The 21,501-nt window shown below is 36.9% G+C and carries 20 protein-coding genes; 9 read left to right on the top strand and 11 right to left on the bottom strand.

What is annotated here, in order from left to right; translation table 11 throughout:
* Positions 1-73 precede the first annotated feature (73 nt).
* The 6 genes from NDQ75_RS11430 to NDQ75_RS11405 form a co-directional block, all read right to left on the bottom strand.
* Positions 74-2,584, bottom strand: coding sequence for a TonB-dependent receptor domain-containing protein (locus tag NDQ75_RS11430; RefSeq protein ID WP_202027617.1), 2,511 nt, complete (start codon positions 2,582-2,584; stop codon positions 74-76).
* Positions 2,585-2,670: 86 nt separating this feature from the next.
* Complete coding sequence (gene arsC, locus NDQ75_RS11425; protein ID WP_202027615.1) at positions 2,671-3,012, bottom strand: arsenate reductase (glutaredoxin); 342 nt, start codon at positions 3,010-3,012, stop codon at positions 2,671-2,673.
* Between the two features lie 109 nt (positions 3,013-3,121).
* Positions 3,122-4,225 (bottom strand): peptide chain release factor 2, encoded by a 1,104-nt coding sequence (gene prfB, locus NDQ75_RS11420; protein ID WP_202027613.1) that lies wholly within the window; start codon positions 4,223-4,225, stop codon positions 3,122-3,124.
* Between the two features lie 72 nt (positions 4,226-4,297).
* On the bottom strand, positions 4,298-5,146 hold the full coding sequence (locus tag NDQ75_RS11415) for a transglutaminase-like domain-containing protein (RefSeq protein WP_202027611.1): 849 nt from the start codon (positions 5,144-5,146) through the stop codon (positions 4,298-4,300).
* A gap of 62 nt (positions 5,147-5,208) precedes the next feature.
* A complete protein-coding gene (locus tag NDQ75_RS11410; RefSeq protein ID WP_202027609.1) occupies positions 5,209-6,153 on the bottom strand; it encodes an alpha-E domain-containing protein in 945 nt (314 codons plus the stop codon).
* 9 nt (positions 6,154-6,162) lie between these two features.
* Entirely contained in the window at positions 6,163-7,635 is a 1,473-nt protein-coding gene (locus NDQ75_RS11405) for a circularly permuted type 2 ATP-grasp protein (protein ID WP_202027607.1), read from the bottom strand.
* A gap of 285 nt (positions 7,636-7,920) precedes the next feature.
* Here NDQ75_RS11405 and NDQ75_RS11400 point away from each other — a divergent pair, with 285 nt between their 5' ends.
* Complete coding sequence (locus NDQ75_RS11400) at positions 7,921-8,946, top strand: threonine aldolase family protein (RefSeq protein WP_202027606.1); 1,026 nt, start codon at positions 7,921-7,923, stop codon at positions 8,944-8,946.
* Between the two features lie 6 nt (positions 8,947-8,952).
* Here NDQ75_RS11400 and NDQ75_RS11395 read toward each other — a convergent pair whose 3' ends face one another.
* Positions 8,953-9,282, bottom strand: coding sequence for a YegP family protein (locus tag NDQ75_RS11395; RefSeq protein ID WP_202027604.1), 330 nt, complete (start codon positions 9,280-9,282; stop codon positions 8,953-8,955).
* Between the two features lie 250 nt (positions 9,283-9,532).
* On the opposite strand from NDQ75_RS11395, the gene NDQ75_RS11390 reads away from it, so the two are divergent.
* The 7 genes from NDQ75_RS11390 (at position 9,533) to NDQ75_RS11360 (ending at position 16,294) form a co-directional block, all read left to right on the top strand.
* The gene (locus tag NDQ75_RS11390; RefSeq protein WP_202027603.1) at positions 9,533-9,775 is read left to right on the top strand and encodes a hypothetical protein; all 243 of its coding nucleotides are present in this window, start codon (positions 9,533-9,535) and stop codon (positions 9,773-9,775) included.
* The gene (locus NDQ75_RS11385; protein WP_202027602.1) at positions 9,766-10,083 is read left to right on the top strand and encodes a type II toxin-antitoxin system RelE/ParE family toxin; all 318 of its coding nucleotides are present in this window, start codon (positions 9,766-9,768) and stop codon (positions 10,081-10,083) included. Before NDQ75_RS11390 ends, NDQ75_RS11385 begins: the two co-directional genes overlap by 10 nt.
* A gap of 353 nt (positions 10,084-10,436) precedes the next feature.
* Complete coding sequence (locus NDQ75_RS11380) at positions 10,437-12,350, top strand: tetratricopeptide repeat-containing sensor histidine kinase (protein WP_202027601.1); 1,914 nt, start codon at positions 10,437-10,439, stop codon at positions 12,348-12,350.
* A gap of 103 nt (positions 12,351-12,453) precedes the next feature.
* Positions 12,454-13,131 (top strand): metal-dependent hydrolase, encoded by a 678-nt coding sequence (locus NDQ75_RS11375; RefSeq protein WP_202027600.1) that lies wholly within the window; start codon positions 12,454-12,456, stop codon positions 13,129-13,131.
* A complete protein-coding gene (locus NDQ75_RS11370) occupies positions 13,132-14,175 on the top strand; it encodes an o-succinylbenzoate synthase (protein ID WP_202027599.1) in 1,044 nt (347 codons plus the stop codon). It begins immediately after the preceding gene.
* A gap of 4 nt (positions 14,176-14,179) precedes the next feature.
* Positions 14,180-15,139: a CPBP family intramembrane glutamic endopeptidase gene (locus NDQ75_RS11365; protein ID WP_242513625.1), complete on the top strand. Its 960-nt coding sequence runs from the start codon at positions 14,180-14,182 to the stop codon at positions 15,137-15,139.
* 63 nt (positions 15,140-15,202) lie between these two features.
* Positions 15,203-16,294 carry an AMP-binding protein gene (locus NDQ75_RS11360; protein WP_202027598.1) on the top strand — a complete coding sequence of 364 codons (1,092 nt, stop codon included), beginning with the start codon at positions 15,203-15,205 and terminating at the stop codon, positions 16,292-16,294.
* A 593-nt stretch (positions 16,295-16,887) separates the two neighbouring features.
* Here the strand turns inward: NDQ75_RS11360 and NDQ75_RS11355 are convergent.
* The 4 genes from NDQ75_RS11355 to NDQ75_RS11340 all read right to left on the bottom strand — a co-directional run bounded on the left by NDQ75_RS11355 (position 16,888) and on the right by NDQ75_RS11340 (position 21,115).
* On the bottom strand, positions 16,888-17,280 hold the full coding sequence (locus NDQ75_RS11355; RefSeq protein ID WP_202027597.1) for a hypothetical protein: 393 nt from the start codon (positions 17,278-17,280) through the stop codon (positions 16,888-16,890).
* A 142-nt stretch (positions 17,281-17,422) separates the two neighbouring features.
* A complete protein-coding gene (locus NDQ75_RS11350) occupies positions 17,423-18,847 on the bottom strand; it encodes an amidohydrolase family protein (RefSeq protein WP_202027596.1) in 1,425 nt (474 codons plus the stop codon).
* A gap of 167 nt (positions 18,848-19,014) precedes the next feature.
* A complete protein-coding gene (locus tag NDQ75_RS11345) occupies positions 19,015-19,446 on the bottom strand; it encodes a hypothetical protein (RefSeq protein WP_202027595.1) in 432 nt (143 codons plus the stop codon).
* A gap of 40 nt (positions 19,447-19,486) precedes the next feature.
* On the bottom strand, positions 19,487-21,115 hold the full coding sequence (locus NDQ75_RS11340) for an acyl-CoA carboxylase subunit beta (protein ID WP_202027594.1): 1,629 nt from the start codon (positions 21,113-21,115) through the stop codon (positions 19,487-19,489).
* A 203-nt stretch (positions 21,116-21,318) separates the two neighbouring features.
* On the opposite strand from NDQ75_RS11340, the gene NDQ75_RS11335 reads away from it, so the two are divergent.
* A complete protein-coding gene (locus NDQ75_RS11335; RefSeq protein ID WP_202027593.1) occupies positions 21,319-21,495 on the top strand; it encodes a CAL67264 family membrane protein in 177 nt (58 codons plus the stop codon).
* The last annotated feature ends 6 nt before the right edge of the window (positions 21,496-21,501 follow it).

Genomic DNA, 21,501 nt, shown 5'->3' with positions numbered 1-21,501 from the left:
GTTGTAAAAAGAAATGGTTAATCGAAAAATAAATTAACGATTAACCATTTTATATTTTCTAAGAAGAAGCTTCTTAAGCGCCTCCGTACTCACCGCCATCATCTCCATTGCCGTCATTGCCTCTACGCTCTTCGCGTTGGTTTTTAGGCTGGTTGAAACGATAAATAAAGGAAACCGTAAACTGTCGTTGTCTCCATTGGAATTCACTATCCGAAGTAAAGGTTAAATCTCCCATATCGTTAAACGCTTCCGTAAATGAGCGGCGAATACGAGAATTAAACATATCGTTTACATTTAAGGAAATGGTTGCATTGTCATCCATTATATCTTTACTGAAAGCCATGTCTATAGATACCATACCTTCGGTTTTTGTTTGGGAGTTTTCACGCGGCCCCATATAAAATCCGTTGGTTTGCCAATCAATTTTGGCAGGAAGGTTTACTTTGGCACTCAAACGGGAAAACCAACTGGTGTTGCTCGCCCCGTAATCAATACCATCGTATTCTCCTTCCTTTTCAAATTTAAAAAAGTTAAAACTTCCGTTAAGGCGAAGCCATTTTATACCACTGTACATAACCCCAACTTCTCCTCCGTATCGTTGTTCGGTAGCGAGGTTGATAGGTATAGAGCTCACAATTTCTATCCCATCTGAGGTTTCTTGACCTGTTTCACGCTGAATTCTTTCAAACGCGTCTGTTTCCCGTTGGTAATAAACGGAAGAAGTTAGCGTAAGTTTATCCCAGCGCTTTAAGTACCCTAAATCGAAAGCGTCTGCAAAAGCCGGATTTAAATCTGGATTCCCTTGAAAAATATTAGCTCTACTGGAACGTGAAGGAAACGGATTAACAAACCATCCTCGCGGACGATTAATCCTTCTATTGTAACCCAAGGTTATGTTTTCATTTTCCTGTATTTCGTATGTAAGATTTACAGTAGGGAATAGGTTTAAGTATTTTTTGTCAAAATCGGGATCAAAGTCAATACCCAAAGTATCGGAAAGTTCTTCTTCATCTATTTCTGAAACTACTTTACCTCGTAATCTGGTGTTTTCTAACCTTAAACCGGCTAGAAAAGAAAATTTACCAAATTTATTTCCATACTGGGTATAAATGGCATTTACATTTTCTATGTATGTAAATTCGTTGGTAAGATTGATATTGGTTTCAAAAGCATTGCTATTTGGATTAAAAACATCCAATTGATAATCGTTTACGTTTTTTTCGTACGTACTTCTACCACCTGCTTCAAACTGAGCTTCCCCCATAGGTAAAACATAATCTACCTGTGCTAAGAATTCGGTTTCCCTTTCGTCTTCAAAAACCTTCTCTCGGTTAATTAATTCATTCGTAGGGAAAAACTGATTCTCGTCAATATCGGTGTTTACCACTTCTTTGTCCCTAGAATATTGTAGATCGGCTGTTAATTGCTGTCCATCTTCATCTAAATCGTTGGTGTAATTCAAAGAAAACTGATACGTTTGATCATCTTCATTTTCAATTTCTTCTCTAAAAGTTCGACTATCTACTGAACTATTTATGAATCGAACAGTGTTATTTTCCGTAGCATCCTTTTCATCAGAAAATCGAGTAAAGAAACTACCGGTAATGGAAGAAGTTTCCGTTAAGAAATACTCCATTCCCAGATTGATATTGAATCCTTGATCTTGCCTTGTATAGTCACGATCTTCTATTATGCGATCGAACTTGGAGTTGAAATAAGTATTGTCGAAAAAAGCATTCCCCGGAGGTTCTCTGTAAAAGTGACCCAATGTGGTGAAGACATTGAACTTATCCGTACGAAGATTTAAGTTAACGTTTGTCTGGCTGCTTATTGGAAATCCTGTGTTTAAATTTACCGAACCATTAAAGCCTAACGTTTTTTCTTTCTTTAAAATGATATTTAAAATACCTGCGGTACCTTCGGCGTCATAACGAGCAGACGGACTGGTAATTACCTCTACTTTTTCAATAGCATCAGCTGGAAGCTGGCGAAGCGCCTCGGTAGAACCAAAACCTGCCAAAGCAGAAGGTTTTCCATTGATAAGGATACGTACATTTTCATTTCCGCGGAGGGCAATAGCGCCTTCAACATCCACAGTAACAGAAGGAACGTTGTTCAAAGCATCGGAAACTGTTCCACCACTGGTAGTTAAGTCTTTACCAATGTTATACACTTTTTTGTCTAAACGGATTTCAACGGTGGTTTTCTCTCCAGTTACCTCCACAGCATCCAGTTCAGAAACATTTAATGTAAGTTTTACAGTGCCAAGGTCTCTATCCGCCGTAAGGTTTTGATTGTTCAAAACATACGGTTTGTAAGAAATATATTCCAGTTTTATATTGTATTTTCCTACCGGAGCATCTACGGAAAAGTTTCCTTCGAAATCGGTTACGCCTCCCGTTACATCACCAGGAATATCAAGACTTTCCAAAACCAGCGTTGCGTATTCCAATGGTTGACCGGTTTCAGCATCTATAGCTTTACCGGACACCGTTATTTGTTGTTGATTTTTATTTGGTCGTTGGGCAAATAAAAAGGTAGTACATAAAATTGCTGCCGTGAGGCAGAAAAGTCTGAATCTCATAAAAGTTGTATTAGTAGTAGTTTAACACCTGAGGTTAGGATGTTCCCAAAAATAGACGATGCATGCACTACACTAGGTTAAACTTATCATAAAATTGACTTAATATTTTCAGGCGGTCTACCTATAACAGCAACATTGTTTTTTAATACGATAGGTCGTTCAATAAGTTTTGGATTTTCCAACATGGCTTCAATGATTTCATCGTCAGAAAGGGACCTGTTTTTGTAGTTTTCTTTCCAGATGGCTTCATTTTTCCTAACTAAGTTGATAGGTTTTATATCGAGACAATTTAGAATTTTCCGTAGTTCTTTTTCTGAAGGGACATCTTCTAAGTATTTTACAACTTCATATTCTTTTCCTGATTCTTCTATTATTTGAAGTCCTTCCCTTGATTTTCTACATCTCGGATTGTGGTATATTTTAATCATGATTTTTTTGAATTTGTTATGTCTGCAAAAATGAACTATACAGCTCTAAAAAACACTTTTTTTGTATTGCTACTTTCTATGATTAGATAATTTAAAATGATTTTGCGGGTTATAATGCCTCATCTTCTTGTTGTCCCATCATCATGAGATAGGCTTTTAGAAAGGCATCAATATCTCCATCCATTACAGCATCTACATTTCCAGTTTCGTGGGCGGTACGCACATCTTTCACCAATTTATAAGGATGCATCACATAATTTCTTATTTGTGATCCCCATTCAATTTTCATTTTAGAAGATTCAATTTCGTCCCGAGCGGCCTGTCTTTTCTTCAATTCAATCTCATAGAGTTGCGATTTAAGCATTTGCATCGCTTTTTCACGGTTTTCCAACTGCGATCTTGTTTCCGAATTATGAATTATAATTCCGGTAGGGTGGTGGGTAAGAATGGCTTTCGTTTCCACCTTGTTTACGTTCTGTCCTCCGGCACCACTGGAGCGGGCAAAATCCCAAGAAATATCGGCAGGGTTGATGTCAATTTCAATGGAATCGTCTGCTAGCGGATAAACATAAACGGAGGCAAACGACGTATGCCGCTTAGCGTTACTATCAAACGGGGAAATTCTAACCAAGCGGTGCACTCCATTTTCTCCTTTTAGCCAACCAAAGGCAAAATCTCCTTCAAATTCCAACGTAACTGTTTTTATACCAGCAACGTCTCCTTCTTGATGGTTAAGCTCTTTAATTTTAAATCCGTGTTTCTCTCCCCACATTAAGTACATACGCATAAGCATAGAGGCCCAATCGCAACTTTCGGTACCGCCGGCTCCGGCAGTAATTTGCAAAACAGCGCTCATTTGGTCACCTTCTTCAGAAAGCATGTTTTTAAACTCCATGCTTTCAATAAGGTCTTTTGCTTTTGTATATTGATTGGTAATATCCTCTTCTGTAGCCTCTCCTTCTTTATAAAATTCAAGAAGTACATCCAAATCGTTTACCAAGGTATTGGCTTTGTTGTAATCTTCTACCCACTTTTTCTGAGTACGAAGTTCTTTCATAATGATTTCAGCTTCTTTGGGATTATCCCAAAAATCGGGTGCAAAAGTCTTTTCCTCTTCATTCTGAATTTCAATCAACTTTTGCTCTATATTTAGATACTTCTTTAAACCTGCAACTCTTTCAGCAAGACTCTTTACCTGATCGGTAGTAATCATAAAAAATAATTTTCTTCAAAAGTACTATACTTTTAAAAATGATATAATATTTTTTTGGGGAAAGAATAATATTTACTGCTGTGCGGAAACCTGTACGGTATGCTCCGTGGAGTTGTTCCCATTGCCAACTGCATAAATTACTCCCTTTAATGGTGCGCAATCTTGGTAATCTTTCCCGTGGCAAATTTTTATATGATCTTGGTTTGTGAGCAAATTGTTGGTTGGGTCGAAGCCTACCCATCCTACTTTTGGGAGGTAACTCTCTGCCCAAGCATGCAATTGGGCGTCTCCCGAGTAGCCCAATCCTTGATGAAGATAACCAGATACATAGCGTGATGGGATGCCGTTGGCCCGACAAATAGCACAAAATAAATGAGTGAAATCTTGACAAACCCCACGGCCCAGACTAAGTACTTTGGAAGCTGTTGTTTGCACCGATGTAACCCCTGCTTGAAATTCAATGTAGTTATACACCCAAGAATTTAACTCTTGAAGTTGGTTGAAAGTGGATGTTTCTGCATTAAATGTAAATGTTGATTTATCGCTTATCTGAGTAAGGGGTGTAACCCTTAAATAAGGCTCAAAGTCAGCTTTAAACTTTAAAGTATTGAAGACCTCCATGTCTTTTTTCCTTTCCTGATGAAGTAAATCGAATGGATTAATGGGTTCTTTGATAACCTTATATGAAGCTTCAAAGTTAATTTCGTTAAAAGGGATATCTACGGAATAACGAATAGCCTCAAAACCGAGTCCGTTAATTGTTGGATCCACCCTGCCGTCGACGGAGCTGGAGAAATGGGCGTCTAACACTGTTTGATTATCGTTATTTTCGGGTTGGATTAAAAATTGCCAAACAGCACTTTTTACCAGGGTTTCATACTGGTTTCTAGCATGGTATCGAACGGTGTATTCCAAGTTCATATATAAAAATAGTGAGGGTAAATTTACGGGATTCCAACATACATTTGGTCATTAATTTTACGTTAATAGTTAAAATATTCGTTCTCCATTTTCGTGCTTATGCTAATTAACTGATTTAAGATATTCTCCACAAAATCCTTTAATTGATCACTAATTTCCTCAATAACTTTAAATTCGTATTCGGCGCGTATTTTCCCAACCAAGAAAGAAGTAGAATCCTTGTTGTGGTATTTGTTTTGGTCCAAGAGCTGGATGTGGTGATATAGCTCATTAAGACTGTTCATTACCGATCGAGGACAATTAGGATTCAGTATTAGAAACTCCAATGTGTTTATGTTGTTGGGTGTTTTTTTATAATGCCTACGCATCATATCGTAAGATTCTGCACATTTTAAAAGTGTTATCCACTCAAAGCTATTCGTAACTGCCGAATGCTCATCTTTTGCTTCCAGAGCATCGTCGTATTTGGCATTAATAATTCTAATTATTTGAATGGCCCGCTCTAGGGTAACACCCATCATTATAATAGCGTAAATCTCATCTTGAAGCAACGTGCCTTTTATTTTGGTTTTGAGAACCGCCATCATTTCATTTATGTTAACTGTAAAATCGTATAATCCTTTTTCCGTGAGAAAATCAGAAGGATAATTAAGCACGAAATGATACGATTTATTAATGGCTTCATACAATTCCGTCGAAATTAAATCCCTAGCGCTATTGGCATTTTCCCTTGCATGTTTTACTGAAGCGATAATACTGTAATAATTATTTTGGTTTAGCGAAATGTTGTGTAGAACTTCTTTTTCATCCAAATGCGTATTTGGATTACTAACTGGGTCTCCTACCATATTCAACATAGATCGCAAAACAAATTGCCTGGATTGAGAGACTTCGTTTGGCGCGTCCAGTGAAGAGAAATAATTCACATTTAAATATCTAGCAGTGTGTTCAGAACGTTCTATATAACGACCCATCCAGAACAGGTTATTGGCAACTCTAGCTAACATATATTTTGATTATTTTTTTAATACCCAAGTGTCTTTAGATCCACCACCTTGGGAAGAATTTACAATAAGATTTCCTTTTTGAAGTGCAACTCTAGTGAGTCCGCCTTTAAGTACAAACTCGGTATCCTTGCCCAGCAGAGTGAATGTGCGCAAATCGATATGCCTTGGCTCAAAAGACTTGCTATCGTCTATGTAAGTGGCGTGTAACGATAAAGACATAATGGGTTGGGCAATGTATTTTCTCGGTGAAGCTTTAATCTGCTCTTGAACATTTTTAATTTCTTCTTTAGTAAGTCTGTTACCAATGGTTACACCATATCCGCCCGCTTCATCTACTGGTTTTACCACCAGCTTGTCTATATTTTCAAGAACGTATTTAAGCTCATCGGGGCGGCTACAATGGTAGGTATGCACATTATTCAAAATAGGTTCTTCATCCAAGTAATATTTTATAATATCGGGCATGTAGGTATAAATGGCTTTGTCGTCTGCTACGCCAGTTCCAGGTGCATTTACCAAACAAACATTTCCTTGTTTGTAAACAGAAAACAGCCCTGGTACTCCTAAGGAAGAATCTGACTTGAATTCAAATGGATCTATAAACTGATCGTCAATTCTTCGGTAGATAACATCTACGCGTTCCGGTCCAGTAATAGTCTTCATGTAAACAAAGTTATTTTCCACAAATAAATCCCGTCCTTCAACCAGTTCAACTCCCATTGCTTTCGCCAAATAAGAATGCTCATAGTATGCAGAGTTGTAAATACCTGGTGTTAGCACCACGCAATTTGGAATATCCACCCCGTGGGGTTTCACACTTTCCATCATTTCCAGCAGGTTTTCCGCGTAATTGGTAACGGTGTGAGCCTTATAATGATTAAAAACGCCAAAGAGCGCTCTTTTTAAAGCCGTTCGGTTACAAACTACGTAACTAACTCCAGACGGACATCTAATGTTATCTTCCAAAACGTAATACTTTCCGTCAGAATGTTTTATAAGGTCGGTTCCGGAAACATGGTTATAAATTCCGCCGGGCGGATCCAAATCCATCATTTGATGTAAATAGTTTTCAGAAGAGCTTATCATTTCCGCAGGAACAATTCCCTGCTTTATAATTTTTTTATCGTGATAAATGTCGTGCAGAAAGAGGTTGAGTGCTTTACTCCGTTGAATAGCCCCTTTTTCTATAATTTCCCATTCTGATGGATGAATTATTCGGGGAAATAAATCAAAGGGAAAAATTTTTTCTTTTACCTGATTATCCCCATATACTTGAAAAGTGATTCCTTGGTTGAAAAAAGAGGCTCTTGCTTTATTGTTCAAATTGATGAAATCTTCAATTGAGTGACCGCCATATATTTCAAACAACTTTTTGTAAATCTCCTTGGGGTTTCCTTTTTCATCAAATATTTCATCAAAAAAGCCTTCTTTTCGCTCGTAGGAAGAAAAAATAGGGTGTGTAGTGTTTGTGTTGGTTGACATATTCCTGTTTTTTCTTAATATACTAAAAATGTTAAAAAATGATTATAATATTTTGCTAATATTCAATTGGTTAAATGATTAATCATTAAAATTTAAACCTAATATTTGTGGAATTCCCAATCGGTAAACTGTAATTTCAATCTAAATTTTAGTGTATCTCAAAACCATTTTTATAATTTTACTTACTAGGTGAGATTTATTGCGCGGTAGACGATCAATGACAAGGCTTATATCAGGCTTGTTTACGGTTTTTTCCTTCGGAAGAAAATAATTTTTAGAGAACACATGAAGATAAATTTAATTAGCGATACGGTTACAAAACCCACTCCGGGCATGTTGGAGGCCATGATTAATGCAGAAGTCGGGGACGATGTTTTTAAAGATGACCCTGCGGTAAATGCTTTGGAAGAAAAGATAGCCAATCTGTTTGGGAAGGAAGCTGCATTGTTTTTCCCTAGTGGTACTATGGCCAACCAAACTGCCATAAAAGTGCACACCCAACCGGGCGATCAATTGATTACCGATAAAGATGCACATATTTTTAATTACGAAGGCGGGGGCGTGAGTTTTAACAGTGGGGTGTCTTGCAAGTTGATTAATGGAAAAAACGGACAATTTACAGCGGAAGATGTGATGCAAAATATCAATCCACCCGATTTTTACCACAGTCCACTTTCTACCTTGGTAAGCCTAGAGAATACGGCAAATAGGGGAGGTGGTGCTTGTTGGAATTTCGATGAAATTGTAAAAATCAGGAAAGTTTGTGATGAAAACAAGCTCGGACTCCATCTTGACGGCGCTCGTTTGTGGAATGCTTTAGTAGCAAAAAATGAGACGCCAGAACAATACGGCCGCGTGTTCGATTCCATTTCCGTTTGTTTAAGCAAAGGTTTGGGATGCCCTGTGGGATCTGTTTTAACGGGAAGTAAAGCTTTTATGGAAAAAGCGCTGCGAGTGCGAAAGGTTCTTGGTGGAGGAATGCGACAAGCTGGCTATTTGGCGGCAGCGGGAATCTATGCTTTGGATAATCACGTGGATCGATTGGCGGAAGACCACCGAAAAGCAAAAGAACTAGCAGGAGTTTTAGAAGAGGCTTCGTTTATTGAAGCCATCGATCCTGTGGAAACGAACATCGTGATTTTTTATTTAAAGAATTCGGTGAACATTTCCCTTTTCATGGAAACCCTTCACAAGAATAATATCTCCATTATTAATATGGGGCAGGGAAAATTGCGAATGGTAACACATTTGGATTACACCCAAGCAATGCATGAAAAGGTGCTGGAGGTACTTCAGAAAATAAAGTTTTAGCTGTTTTTAAATGGTAGTATCTTCCACAGTTGCTTGTGGAGCATTGTTTATTACGGAATTAATACCGTTTTCCATGCCCGCTTCAGAAGAGTACATCTGGCTACTCCCGATTACCTGTCCGTTTGAACTTTTCAAGTTGAAGTAAAACTTCCCATTGGAAGCCGTTTTTCTTTCGAATCTGGACATAATACTGGCATTGTTCTTTACCGACTCAATACCGTTTTGGCAATTACTTTTACTGGTGTAAAGTTCACTTGTTAAGATAACCTGACCGTTTTGTGCCAATAAATTAAAATAATATTCCTTTTTATTTTCAGACAAATGAATTTTGAACATAACCAACCGCAATTTTTATCTTCAAAAATTACAACTTTCTTTTAAAAAGAGGAAACTTATGTTCAAAAAAATGACGCCCTTTTATGATGCTAGTCGTAAACTTGTGTAACGGTGTTTTGAAGGCTGTTTTCCTTATTATATATGGACTTCTAGGATAAACCGCTCGGTGATACCTGTCAGAAGACAGTATGATAGGGGATAAGCGCAACGGCTAAATTGATAATTTTGTATCTTTGGTAAAAAGCTAGAAATGGATTTGCAAACGAGAAAATTGGAGCTCATAAAAGAATTTTTAAGAATCGAAAGTGAGGATGTTATTGCGCTTTTAGAAAAAGTATTGAAGCAAGGAAACAAAATTTCGGATAACGAAGATATAAAACCAATGTCTATTGAAGAGTTTAATTCTCGAATTGATCAATCTATGGCAGATTCAAAAAATGGTCGAATGATTGAAGCAGAAGAATTAAAGGCTAAGATTGACAAATGGAATTAAAGTTGTTTTGGACTGATTTTGCTCAAAGGGAACTTGAAAAAATTTATGAGTATTACCATATAAAGATGGGAATCTCAATTGCTAAGCATCTCGTTAATGGAATTATCGATGAAACCTTAAAGTTAAAGTACCAGCCGAGAATCGGACAAGAAGAAGAGCTCCTAAAAGATAGAGAACAAGAATTTAGATATTTAGTTTATAAAAATTATAAGATAATATACTGGATTAACGAACAGGAAAACAGGGTTGAAATTAACGATGTTTTTGATACTCGGCAAAATCCTTTAAAAATGAAGCGAACAAAATAAGAGATTTTCAATACCTTAAATCGGCGTTTTTATAAAAATAAAATACTTCCAAAGAGAAAGAGACTTCTTTTGGTAAAAGAGGGATTCTTTTAAATGTAAGACTTTTTTTACCACAAAATTATATCCTTATACAACAAAATTTTAATATTTCGGTTTAATAGCTGTATGTTTACACCGCTGTTAAGATGTTAATAATATAATAATGACGCTTGGAGGTTTAATTATTATATAAGTTATCTGAAGAAAAGCCTAAATGTAATGTTTAGGCTTTTTTAAAGCATAAAAATTAATATAGAGTACCGGTTACCTTGCTAAAATTAACTAAAAATAATACCCTCTTTTTGCTCCTGTTGATGTTTTCTTTCTTAGCATCTTTCGGACAGCAAACTAAATCTTCTTCCACGGACGATCCTCTAGGGGATTTCTTACAATTATCGACCACGCAGGAGAAATTTGATTTCTTTTTCTATGAAGACGATCGCTACCGAATGAGCTCTGCTTATACCTGGATAGAATCTCTCAATAAGTCCATGGCTATTGCCGAAAAAAATAAGGATTCCCTAAGCATTTTTAAATATAAAAGTATGTTGGCCAGACTCTATTACGACGTAGGGGATTACGACAGAAGTGCTTTAACAGCAGAACTTTTATACGAAAATAACAGTAAATTGGATAGGGATGTTAAAGTGAGTGTTTTAAAAACGCTCGACAGAACTTATCGGGAACTTCACTTATACGATAAACAATTAGAGGCGAGAAGAAAGCTTAAAAGTTTAGGGGAAAATATAGTGCTTTACGACGTGTATGCCGAGTTAGGACTTTACCGACAGGCAATGATGGAATACATTATTAGCAACAAAAGTAAACTCGATACCACCCAAAATAAACTTTATAAAGCCAGATATTATAACGACTTAGGTGCTTATTTACTAAAAGACGGCTCGCTTTATACGGCGCTGAAGAATATATCGCTTGCCAAGAAAAACATCAATGCATATCTAAATAATACCAAAGATGTTACGGTAAGTGATTTTAACAAAGCAGTGTTTTTAAAGGGGGAAATTGAAAGCAATTTGGGGAAATGCAAGATGTTTCAGAATGAATATGAAGAGGCTATTCCTTATCTGGAAGCAGGTGTTTCTGCAGCCAAATTAAGCGACGAAGGCAAGTATTCTAAAGAAACCGTAGAACTATGGGGTAGTTTGGCAGAATGTTACCTAGAGCTCAATCGGTTGGGGATTGCCAAAGCTTATTTAGACAGTATTGTAATGGACCAAAAAATGGTGAAAACCAATACCATTAATTACAATAGGTTACGGGCCAATTTTTTTCTGAAGGATAGCAATCCGGACTCTGCTTCTTTATTTTTTAAGAAGTATGTAAAGCTTAAAGATTCCATTGACTACAGCAGTCGTAAGAAACAGTTGTTGAGTTTGCTGGTACAGTTCGACCTTAAAAACCAAAAAGAAACCATTGAGCGGCAACGCTTAAACCTGGAGAAGAATAAAACGGAAATTCTGGAAAGGGAAAAGACCATTTACTTAAGCGTCTCAGCTCTTATTCTTTGTATGGTTTGTGTTATTGGACTTATTGTCGCGTACATAAAAAGTGTAAAGAACAAGCGACTTATAGAAAACCAAAAAAGGATTATTGAAAATTCCTTGACGGAAAAAGATTCACTTTTAAAAGAAATCCATCACCGAGTAAAAAACAACTTGCAGGTAGTTTCTAGTTTGTTGAGTATTCAAACAAAAAATACCAAGAGCAAGTCAGCGATTACTGCTTTGGAAGAGGGAAAGAGTAGGGTAAAGGCAATGGCGCTAATCCATCAAAAACTATATCAAAATGAAGACCTTTCTGTGATTAAAATGCAGGAATATATAGAGTCTTTGGCAGCAAGTATCCAATCGGTGTACAAGCAGTCTGGATATAGAATAAAGCTTCATATAAATGCCGAAACAGCCGATTTGGATGTCGATCGGGCAATTCCTATTGGTCTTATTCTTAATGAATTAATTTCCAATTCTTTTAAATATGCATTTAAGGAAAGTAAAGAGGGCAATATCTTTATAAATTTAAATAAAGAGGGCGAGCAGTATTTATTTGAGTACAAAGATGATGGCTGTGGTCTTCCCGAAGATTTTGATATTAAGTCCTCCGGTTCTATGGGAATGAACCTTATTTCTCGCTTGGCAAACCAACTTCGTTCCAAGCTTACAATAGATGAGGTACCAGAAGGTGTTCGTTTTTGGTTTTATTTCGATTAATTTTCATTAATTTAGTTATTACAGTCAGTAGTTTTTTGACTTATTTAAGGACTTTTGCATAAAGAGTCCGAAAGAATTACTAATTGATTAAAAAAACAGCTTCATGAAAATTACATTTTACGGACACGCATGTCTCGGGATTCAAGTAGAGGATGTGCATATTTTGGTAGATCCTTTTATTTCTGGAAACGAAAAAGCTTCCCATATCGATATTGATGCCATAAAGGCCGATTATATTTTGGTGACCCATGCACACGAAGATCATACTTTAGACGTTGAAAAAATAGCAAAAAGAACTGGTGCGGTGGTAATCTCTAATGCCGAAATTGCCAGTTATTACGCTGAAAAAGATATAGAAACCCACCCAATGAATCACGGCGGAAGTTGGGATTTTGAATTTGGATTGGTAAAATATGTAAACGCTACTCATTCTTCTTCTTTTGGAGATGGCACGTATGGCGGCCAGCCCGGCGGATTTGTAATAGAAGGCGAGCACAAGAATATTTACATAGCAGGGGATACCGGACTCACCATGGATATGAAATTGATTCCGTTGTTTACCAAACTCGACCTAGCTATTCTCCCTATTGGTGATAACTTTACCATGGGTGTCGAAGAAGCCATCCACGCCTCCGATTTTGTGAAATGCGACAAAGTGTTGGGCTATCATTTTGATACTTTTGGTTACATAGAAATAGACCACGAAGAGGCTAAAAAACAATTCTACGATGCCAATAAAGACCTTATGCTTTTAGAAATTGGAGAAAGTATAGAGCTGTAAATGGAAGCAACATATCAAAAATACATACTGGAATTTAAACGTCCCAGCGGTACTTCCCGTGGCATTCTTAAAACTAAGGAAACTTGGTTTATAATTGTAAAGGATAAAAATAAGCTAGGGATCGGGGAGTGCGGAATCCTCCGGTCTTTAAGTATAGACGACCGCGACGATTACGAAGAAAAGTTGCAGTGGACGTGTAACAACATCCACTTGGGCAAAGACCAACTTTGGGAAGCACTTATGGAGTTTCCCTCGATTCAGTTTGGGGTAGAACAGGCTTTTTTATCCTTGCAAAGTGAAAATCCCTTTGTTTTATTTCCTTCGGAGTTTGCAAAGGAGGAATCGTCAATACCCATCAACGGACTTATTTGGATGGGGGATGATTCTTTTATGAAGGAGCAGCTTAGTGCAAAGCTTCAGGAAGGCTTCCGCTGCATAAAAATGAAGATTGGAGCGATTGATTTTGAACAGGAGTTGGCCATTCTCACTTCCATCAGAAAAAACTATTCTTCCGAAGAAATAGAACTTCGTGTAGATGCAAACGGAGCATTTTCCCCTTCCGAAGCAAAAAGGAAATTAGAACGACTTTCAGCATTACAAATACATTCCATCGAGCAGCCCATAAAACAAGGGAATTGGAAGGAAATGGCGCAACTTTGTGCCAACACACCCTTACCCATAGCGTTGGATGAAGAATTAATTGGTGTATTTTCTGTAACAAAAAAGCGGGAATTACTACAAACAATACAACCGCAATACATCATCTTAAAACCAAGTTTGGTGGGCGGCTTTAGAGGCTCCCAAGAGTGGATAACCCTCTGCGAAGAATTAAATATTGGTTGGTGGATTACCAGCGCGTTGGAAAGTAATATTGGTTTGAATGCTATTGCCCAATGGACATTTACCTTGAAAAGTAAAATGCCGCAAGGCTTAGGAACAGGTAGTTTATATACCAACAATATTGAAAGTCCGCTGGAAGTAACCAACGGAACCATTCAATATAAAACTGATAAAAACTGGGATGTACGTCCTTTAAACATATAGAACTTTGAAGTATATAGAACAGGTATTTAATTATAAATATGATTTTTGGAGGTACATAGTGGGGTCTTTTGTACTTATAATTATGAGTCAGCTTATGCAAATACCTTTTGCATTGGCCATTGTGTTTGAAGGCAAGACAGAAGTACTTGCATCTGGCGATTACACTAAAATAATGGGAGCTCTAGAGCCAAACCTCAATTTATTTTTGCTGTTGTTACCTTTTGCCGTTTGCCTGCCCATATTGTTCTTTATAGTGCAAAAAGTGCATAACCAGTCGCTACGTTCACTTACCACAGGACGAAGAAAAGTAGATTGGAAACGCATATTATTTTCTTTCTTTCTTTGGGGCGGTTTTACGATATTGATAACACTCATCGATATAAATTTTGTTTCCCAAGAAGATTATGTTTTTAATTTTAAACCAATCCCTTTCTTAATACTTTTTTTAATTGCCGTACTCATGGTTCCTTTACAGACCAGTTTAGAAGAGTATGTTTTTAGGGGGTATTTAATGCAAGGATTCGGTGCATTGTTCTTAAATAAATGGGCGCCATTATTGCTTACATCGCTTATTTTTGGTGGTTTGCATTTGTTCAACCCAGAAGTTTCCAAATTGGGCTACGGAATAATGGTCTATTACATTGGTACAGGTTTGTTTTTGGGGATTATCACCTTAATGGACGACGGTATGGAGCTAAGTCTTGGGTTCCACGCCGCGAATAATTTAATTACCGCTTTGTTGGTTACCGCCAATTGGACCGCCTTTCAAACCCACTCTATCTATAAAGACGTTTCTTCCCCCGAACTGGGCTGGGATGTATTTGTGCCGGTTTTAATAATCTTCCCGTTGTTGTTGCTACTATTTGCTAAAATTTACAAATGGAACAATTGGAAAGAGCGATTAACGGGTACCATAGAAAAACCAACGCCTGTTGATAAAATGGAAGAAACAATTTCCATGTAAACTTTTTTATCAACCAATTCCGTGTTAATTTTAGCGTCGAAAAGAGATTTTAAAACAATTAGTATGGAAAATATACCTTCTTTTGATAAAGTTCATCTACGCTTTAAACTAAATGGCACCTATTACAGTCGGGAAGACTTAATGGAAGTAGCCTATAGCTTTATAAAGGAAGGAGAGCCTTTTGAACAGTCCATCGGAGATTTTTTAATGGACTGGCTCAATCCAAAAGACCATCTTTTTGTTAAGACGTCCGGGTCCACCGGCGCTCCAAAAACCATACGATTGCAAAAACAGTTCATGGTAAATTCAGCCATTGCTTCTGGAGATTTTTTCAATATAGCGGTGGGTGATTCAGCATTACATTGTTTGCCTGCGGAATTTATTGCAGGTAAAATGATGTTGGTAAGGGCTATGATACTCGGTTTGGAAATTGATTTGGTGCCGCCCACACTCCATCCGATGAAAGAGGTGGAAAAGGACTATGATTTTGCCGCTATGATTCCGTTGCAGGTGTATAATTCATTAGATAAGCTCAACCAAATAAAACAATTAATTGTAGGTGGAGCAGCTGTTAAAAAGGAATTGATTGAAAGCGTTCAGCAGAAAAATACATTGGTTTTTGAAACCTATGGAATGACGGAAACGGTTACTCATGTTGCAGCCAAGCAGATTAATAATTTTAGGACTACAGAAGATATTGAAAATGCCCATTTTAAAATAATGCCGAATGTAAAAATATCGTTGGATGATAGGGATTGTTTGGTGATTGATGCTCCTTTTATTGCTGAAGAAACTATTGTTACTAACGATATTGTGGATTTGATTGATGAAAACCAATTCGATTGGAAAGGGCGCTACGATAATGTGATTAATTCTGGCGGACTAAAACTAATTCCAGAACAGATTGAAAAAAAGCTAAGCACGGCTATTTCCAAACGCTATTTTGTATACGGAATTGAGGACAAAGAACTAGGGGAGAAGTTGGTTTTGGTAGTTGAAGGTGAAGTGGATAAAAGTTTAGCAGAAAAAATTGCTAAAACTTCGGAACTGGAGAAGAATGAACAGCCAAAAGAAATCTACTTTACAGATGCTTTTGTAGAAACCGATAATGGTAAAATCATTCGTGAAGCCAGTGTTTACAAGGCGATGCGCTAATTAATTCTGAAAAAAGGCATTTTTGGGGTAGGCTCCGTTTCTATTGGATTTAATTTAACACATTTTAACAGTTTATGCAATGAGCGGAGCGGGTATTGCAGTCCTCTGAGTGGGCCTTGCTTTACATGAAGTGGGTATTGTTGTACCCGAAGTGGGTATTGCTTTACATGGAGTGGGTGTTGTTGTCCACCGAGCGGGTCTTGCTTTACATGAAGTGAGTATTGTTGTGTACTAAGTGGGTATTGTTGCCCGTTAATTGGATATTGTTGTATTTCAAATGGGCCTTGCAATACACAAAGAGCATATTGTTGGACTTAATGTGGATATTGTTGTATTTTAAATGAGCATTGCTGAATTTTAGAATTGATTTTGGGGAAGTTTTTGGATGAATATCGGCATGGTAATTATGGTAATAGAGTGAAGGCAATAGTTTTTTACTTTAGAATCGTCCATCCATTTTCTGTTTTTTTATAGTAATAAAAGTTTACTAATCCAGTTCCACAAATTAGAAATGGTTGATAATCAAAATCTTTGATAACCGCAATTTTAGTTTCAGAATTATATATTGGAAAAGAAACATTGTGAATATACTCTCAGTTAAATTTGGAATGCCATAATTTTTCTAAATCAATAGAATCATTTTTTTTAAAGAAAAAATCGTATTCTCTCCATTTCACTACGGTAATACCTTTTATTTTTTCCGTTTTCCAATATTCAGAAGTGAAAATTGGATAAGGTGCTTGCACTTCGGTAAAATTTAAAATTCTATCAGATTCTATAAATGTATGCTCGAATTCCGGACTTCTTAATTGTCTGTTGTTCCAATATATCGTAGAGTCTGCATCATATTTATTTAGTTGTCCAATAAAATGAGTGTTGATAATTTCATATGCATCTTGCTCGGTGAATTCCGATATTACTTTTTCCTCTTCTTCTTTACAGCTAAAAAGTAGAATTAAAATCGATATGATTCTTAATTTTCTCAAATTGAATATTACTGTTTTGTTTATGGCTCGTTGCTGAAAAGTGTGTGAGGGTTTTTCGCTGCCGTAACTAATTTAGCAAAACGAGTTGAATTTTCAGTAAGAAATTGAAAAACAATGGACTATACACTAAGCGACAGTTGTTTCATTCAAACATATTTTCTTCAAATGGTTTTTCTACGGGATGAAGAAACCCTCCTCTCATAACGTGTGTTATAGACCTCATATTTGAAATGTCCACAGATGGGTTTTTATTCAGGATAACCAAATCAGCTAATTTTCCTTTTTCCAAGGTACCAATGTCGTCATCTCTTTCCATTGCGATGGCTCCATTTTGCGTGGCCATTGTAATAATATCTTTTGCTGGGATTCCAGCTTCTTGCATTGCTTCCATTTCCTTATATATTGAAATTCCGTGTAGGGTTCCTGGATTTCCGGCATCTGTTGCAACCGCAATAGGAATTTGTGCCTCGTATACTTTTTTTAGATTTATAGACATTATTTTTTCTGCCTCTGTAATACGCTTATAAAAATTTTCAATAAACTCATCAGATTTTAAAACGTCAGGCACAATTTCGGAGAATCTATTTGCCGTCATTAACAAATTCTTCGTTTTAGCATCAACGACATTATTAGGGTCGTGGATATTAAAATCATAATTAATTGCTCTGTAAGCATTATAATAACCTCTGGATACAATTAGAGTAGGACAATAAATAATACTTTTTGCTTTTGCTAGTTTAATAAATTCTTCGTCTATTTCTTTGTCTTCAACACTGTGCACTAGAACTTTTGCATACAGTTTTAAAGCTTCTTTTGCCTGCTCAAGTGTAGTGGCATGAACAATCATTTTATTCCCTCTCTTGGCTATTTCTTCTTTTACAGCAACCATATTTTTCATAAAGGTTGTGTCATTAAGGTATAATTGGTGTATTTTAATTCCAGTTGAACCAAGACTATCATTGAGTCTAACTACACTTTTACCGTGTTCAGCTGATTCAAGATGAACTAAAACACTATCGTTAGCTGTGTTAAATGACTTTACTCTTTCTTTTGATGCCGGTGTAAGAAGAATACCTGAGGCTGCTATATGAGGAGCATAGAGGTTGTTTTCTGCTGAGTTTTGTAATTCAATGCTCCAGGAGAACCCACCGACATCATATACTCCTGTGACGCCGGATCTTAAATATGCTTCATAATACCTTTCCGGATTGTTTTTTACATAATCTTGTGTTTTTTCATAGTTTATGCTATCCCTTAAATCGAGAGCGTCAGGTCTAGAATCGAAAAAACCGGTTTGAAAGAAATGAACATGGGAGTCAATCAAACCAGGTGTAATAAATTTTCCAGTTACATCAATAATATTTGCGTTATCAGGTATTGAAGTTTTGTTATTCCCAATGTTTTCTATTTTTCCATTTTTGATGATAATTATCCCATCAGAAATAGAATTGCCATTACCTATGAACACTGTACCTCCTTTAAGAACAGTATAATCAGAAGAGTCTTTTGTATCTTTGCAAGAATAAAAAATTATTAAAAAGTAGAATAGATAGCAGATGTTTTTCATAAGGTCTTGTGTTTGTGCCTAACGTGCTTGTATATGATTAGAACCGTGTTTAAACCACTAATTTAATAAATAAGCCAAAATAGAAAATCCGTGAATCCAGAAGCTTCATGTATTAGAAATAGTTGAGGACGAGCAAATATTTATATCATCGTTGTGCATAGTATTTCTTAATCAAATCCAATTTCCGAGTAATACCATCTTTCGTCTAATTGTACGATTCTGTATGATGCACCAACAATAGTATCATTTCCAAAATTCCTTGGTCTCTTATTGAAATCATAAATTATTCGTTTCTCTGTCTTAAATATACTGCCAGACCTATTCACGAAAATTACTAGACTGTCGCTTTCCTCTACAAATCCAGAATAGCTCAGGTTTTTCTGTCCAATATTTTTTATAATTAAATCAATGTTCAAATTACGAACTTCTTCAATGATAAATTCATCCATAGAGTCTCTGTCAAAAATTCCATTGTCATAATCATTAAGTTTTGAAGTCAAATCGGTCAGTTCTGCTTTATAATCCAAAACTCCTTTTTCCTCAAATGGACTACATGAGGTAAAAGTAATTACTAAAATGACAAGAATGAGCTTTTTCATGTTATCCTCCACGCTTTTATACCTCTTTATATCTCCCAAATCAAGTCTGCAAAACACCCATGTTGAAGGGCTTTTCAATAGGGGAGTGGTTGGCGGCTTCTATTCCCATGCTAATCCATGTTCGGGTGTCGAGTGGGTCTATAATGGCGTCTGTCCACAACCTTGCTGCTGCGTAGTAAGGAGAAACTTGCTCATCGTATTTGGACTTTATCTGGTTGAACAATTCCTCTTCCTTTTCTTTTGTAATTTCTTCTCCTTTTTTCTTTAAAGAAGCGGTTTCAATTTGTAATAATACTTTTGCTGCTTGTGCGCCGCCCATAACGGCTAACTCGGCACTTGGCCATGCAAAAATTAGTCTTGGCTCGTACGCCTTGCCACACATGGCATAATTTCCAGCACCGTAGGAATTACCAACTACCACGGTAAATTTTGGCACTACAGAGTTGCTCACTGCATTTACCATTTTAGCGCCGTCTTTAATAATTCCTCCATGCTCCGACTTACTTCCTACCATGAATCCGGTTACGTCTTGCAGAAAAACCAACGGAATTTTCTTCTGGTTGCAATTAGCAATAAAACGGGTGGCTTTATCCGCAGAATCAGAATAAATAACACCGCCGAATTGCAATTCCCCTTTCTTGGTTTTCACCACTTTTCGTTGGTTGGCAACAATACCAACGGCCCAACCATCAATTCGGGCGTAGCCAGTTATAATGGTCTTTCCAAAACCGTCTTTATACGCTTCAAATGTATTGGCATCCACCAAACGGTCGATGATTTCTTGCATGTCGTATTGTTCGGTTCTGTTTTTTGGGATAATTCCGTAGATATCTTTTTCGTCCTTGAGAGGCTTTACAGCTTTCTTTCGGTTATAACCTGCTGTATCAAAATCACCGATTTTATCCACGATATTTCTTATGGTATCCAAAGCATCTTTGTCGTCTTTGGCTTTGTAATCGGTAACGCCGCTTATTTCAGAATGGGTAGTGGCGCCACCCAATGTTTCATTATCAATACTTTCCCCAATTGCTGCTTTTACCAAATAGCTTCCTGCAAGAAAGATGCTTCCTGTTTTGTCTACAATTAGCGCTTCGTCGCTCATAATGGGTAAATAAGCCCCGCCGGCTACACAACTGCCCATTACCGCCGCAATTTGGGTTATGCCCATGCTGCTCATCATGGCGTTGTTTCTAAAAATACGTCCGAAGTGTTCTTTATCAGGGAAAATTTCATCTTGCATGGGCAAGTATACCCCAGCGCTATCCACTAAATAAATAATGGGCAAGCGGTTTTCCATAGCGATTTCCTGAGCCCGAAGGTTTTTCTTTCCGGTAATCGGGAACCAAGCGCCTGCTTTAACTGTAGCATCGTTGGCAACCACAATACATTGTTTTCCATTTACATAACCAATCTTAACAACAACTCCTCCAGAAGGACAACCACCGTGTTCTTCGTACATACCATCTCCCGCAAAGGCTCCAATTTCAATACTTTTGGTGTTTTTATCCAATAAATAATCAATACGTTCCCTAGCGGTCATTTTTCCTTGACTGTGAAGTTTTTCAATACGTTTTTCACCGCCACCTAAATGAATTTTAGCCAGTTTTTGTTTTAAACTCGAAACAGAAAGTCTGTTATGATCTTCGTTTTGATTGAATTTTATATCCATGGAATGCCCTTGTTTGAAAATGATTAAAAGCTTTGTATTAGCGTTTCTTTCTTTTGAAAATAAAAAAATATACTAAAAAGGCCTGCTTTTTTGGCTAAAATACAAAATCAGGAGTTATTTAATTGCCTAATAATTCCTTAAATTGTGCGATATTTGCCGTCGCAAATTGAGAACCCTTAATAATAAAAAGTATACTAATGGGAATGAACAAAAATACAGTATTGGCTTGGGCAACTTGGATAATGATTATTGTTGGACTCGGGTTAATAGCGTTGGGTGCCTTTAAATACAGAGAAGTTGCTGGTTATGGTTTTGCGGCCGTAGGAGTCGGATTTTTTGCGATTGCATGGGTTTTTAACGCCCTTAAAGGAAGAGTTTAGGTTATC

The organism is Galbibacter mesophilus (assembly GCF_023721415.1).
Taxonomy (GTDB): Bacteria; Bacteroidota; Bacteroidia; order Flavobacteriales; family Flavobacteriaceae; genus Galbibacter; species Galbibacter mesophilus.
This window is presented reverse-complemented; position numbering and strand designations above follow the sequence as displayed.

Coding starts and splice junctions, on each gene's coding strand:
- NDQ75_RS11350 (WP_202027596.1), bottom strand. CDS start 18,847: ATGAAAAACATCTGCTATCTATTCTACTTTTTAATAATTTTTTATTCT.
- NDQ75_RS11395 (WP_202027604.1), bottom strand. CDS start 9,282: ATGTTCAAAATTCATTTGTCTGAAAATAAAAAGGAATATTATTTTAAT.
- NDQ75_RS11360 (WP_202027598.1), top strand. CDS start 15,203: ATGGAAAATATACCTTCTTTTGATAAAGTTCATCTACGCTTTAAACTA.
- NDQ75_RS11410 (WP_202027609.1), bottom strand. CDS start 6,153: ATGTTAGCTAGAGTTGCCAATAACCTGTTCTGGATGGGTCGTTATATA.
- NDQ75_RS11385 (WP_202027602.1), top strand. CDS start 9,766: ATGGAATTAAAGTTGTTTTGGACTGATTTTGCTCAAAGGGAACTTGAA.
- prfB (WP_202027613.1), bottom strand. CDS start 4,225: ATGATTACTACCGATCAGGTAAAGAGTCTTGCTGAAAGAGTTGCAGGT.
- NDQ75_RS11400 (WP_202027606.1), top strand. CDS start 7,921: ATGAAGATAAATTTAATTAGCGATACGGTTACAAAACCCACTCCGGGC.
- NDQ75_RS11340 (WP_202027594.1), bottom strand. CDS start 21,115: ATGGATATAAAATTCAATCAAAACGAAGATCATAACAGACTTTCTGTT.
- NDQ75_RS11380 (WP_202027601.1), top strand. CDS start 10,437: ATGTTTTCTTTCTTAGCATCTTTCGGACAGCAAACTAAATCTTCTTCC.
- NDQ75_RS11405 (WP_202027607.1), bottom strand. CDS start 7,635: ATGTCAACCAACACAAACACTACACACCCTATTTTTTCTTCCTACGAG.
- NDQ75_RS11415 (WP_202027611.1), bottom strand. CDS start 5,146: ATGAACTTGGAATACACCGTTCGATACCATGCTAGAAACCAGTATGAA.
- NDQ75_RS11335 (WP_202027593.1), top strand. CDS start 21,319: ATGAACAAAAATACAGTATTGGCTTGGGCAACTTGGATAATGATTATT.
- NDQ75_RS11375 (WP_202027600.1), top strand. CDS start 12,454: ATGAAAATTACATTTTACGGACACGCATGTCTCGGGATTCAAGTAGAG.
- NDQ75_RS11370 (WP_202027599.1), top strand. CDS start 13,132: ATGGAAGCAACATATCAAAAATACATACTGGAATTTAAACGTCCCAGC.
- NDQ75_RS11390 (WP_202027603.1), top strand. CDS start 9,533: ATGGATTTGCAAACGAGAAAATTGGAGCTCATAAAAGAATTTTTAAGA.
- arsC (WP_202027615.1), bottom strand. CDS start 3,012: ATGATTAAAATATACCACAATCCGAGATGTAGAAAATCAAGGGAAGGA.
- NDQ75_RS11430 (WP_202027617.1), bottom strand. CDS start 2,584: ATGAGATTCAGACTTTTCTGCCTCACGGCAGCAATTTTATGTACTACC.
- NDQ75_RS11345 (WP_202027595.1), bottom strand. CDS start 19,446: ATGAAAAAGCTCATTCTTGTCATTTTAGTAATTACTTTTACCTCATGT.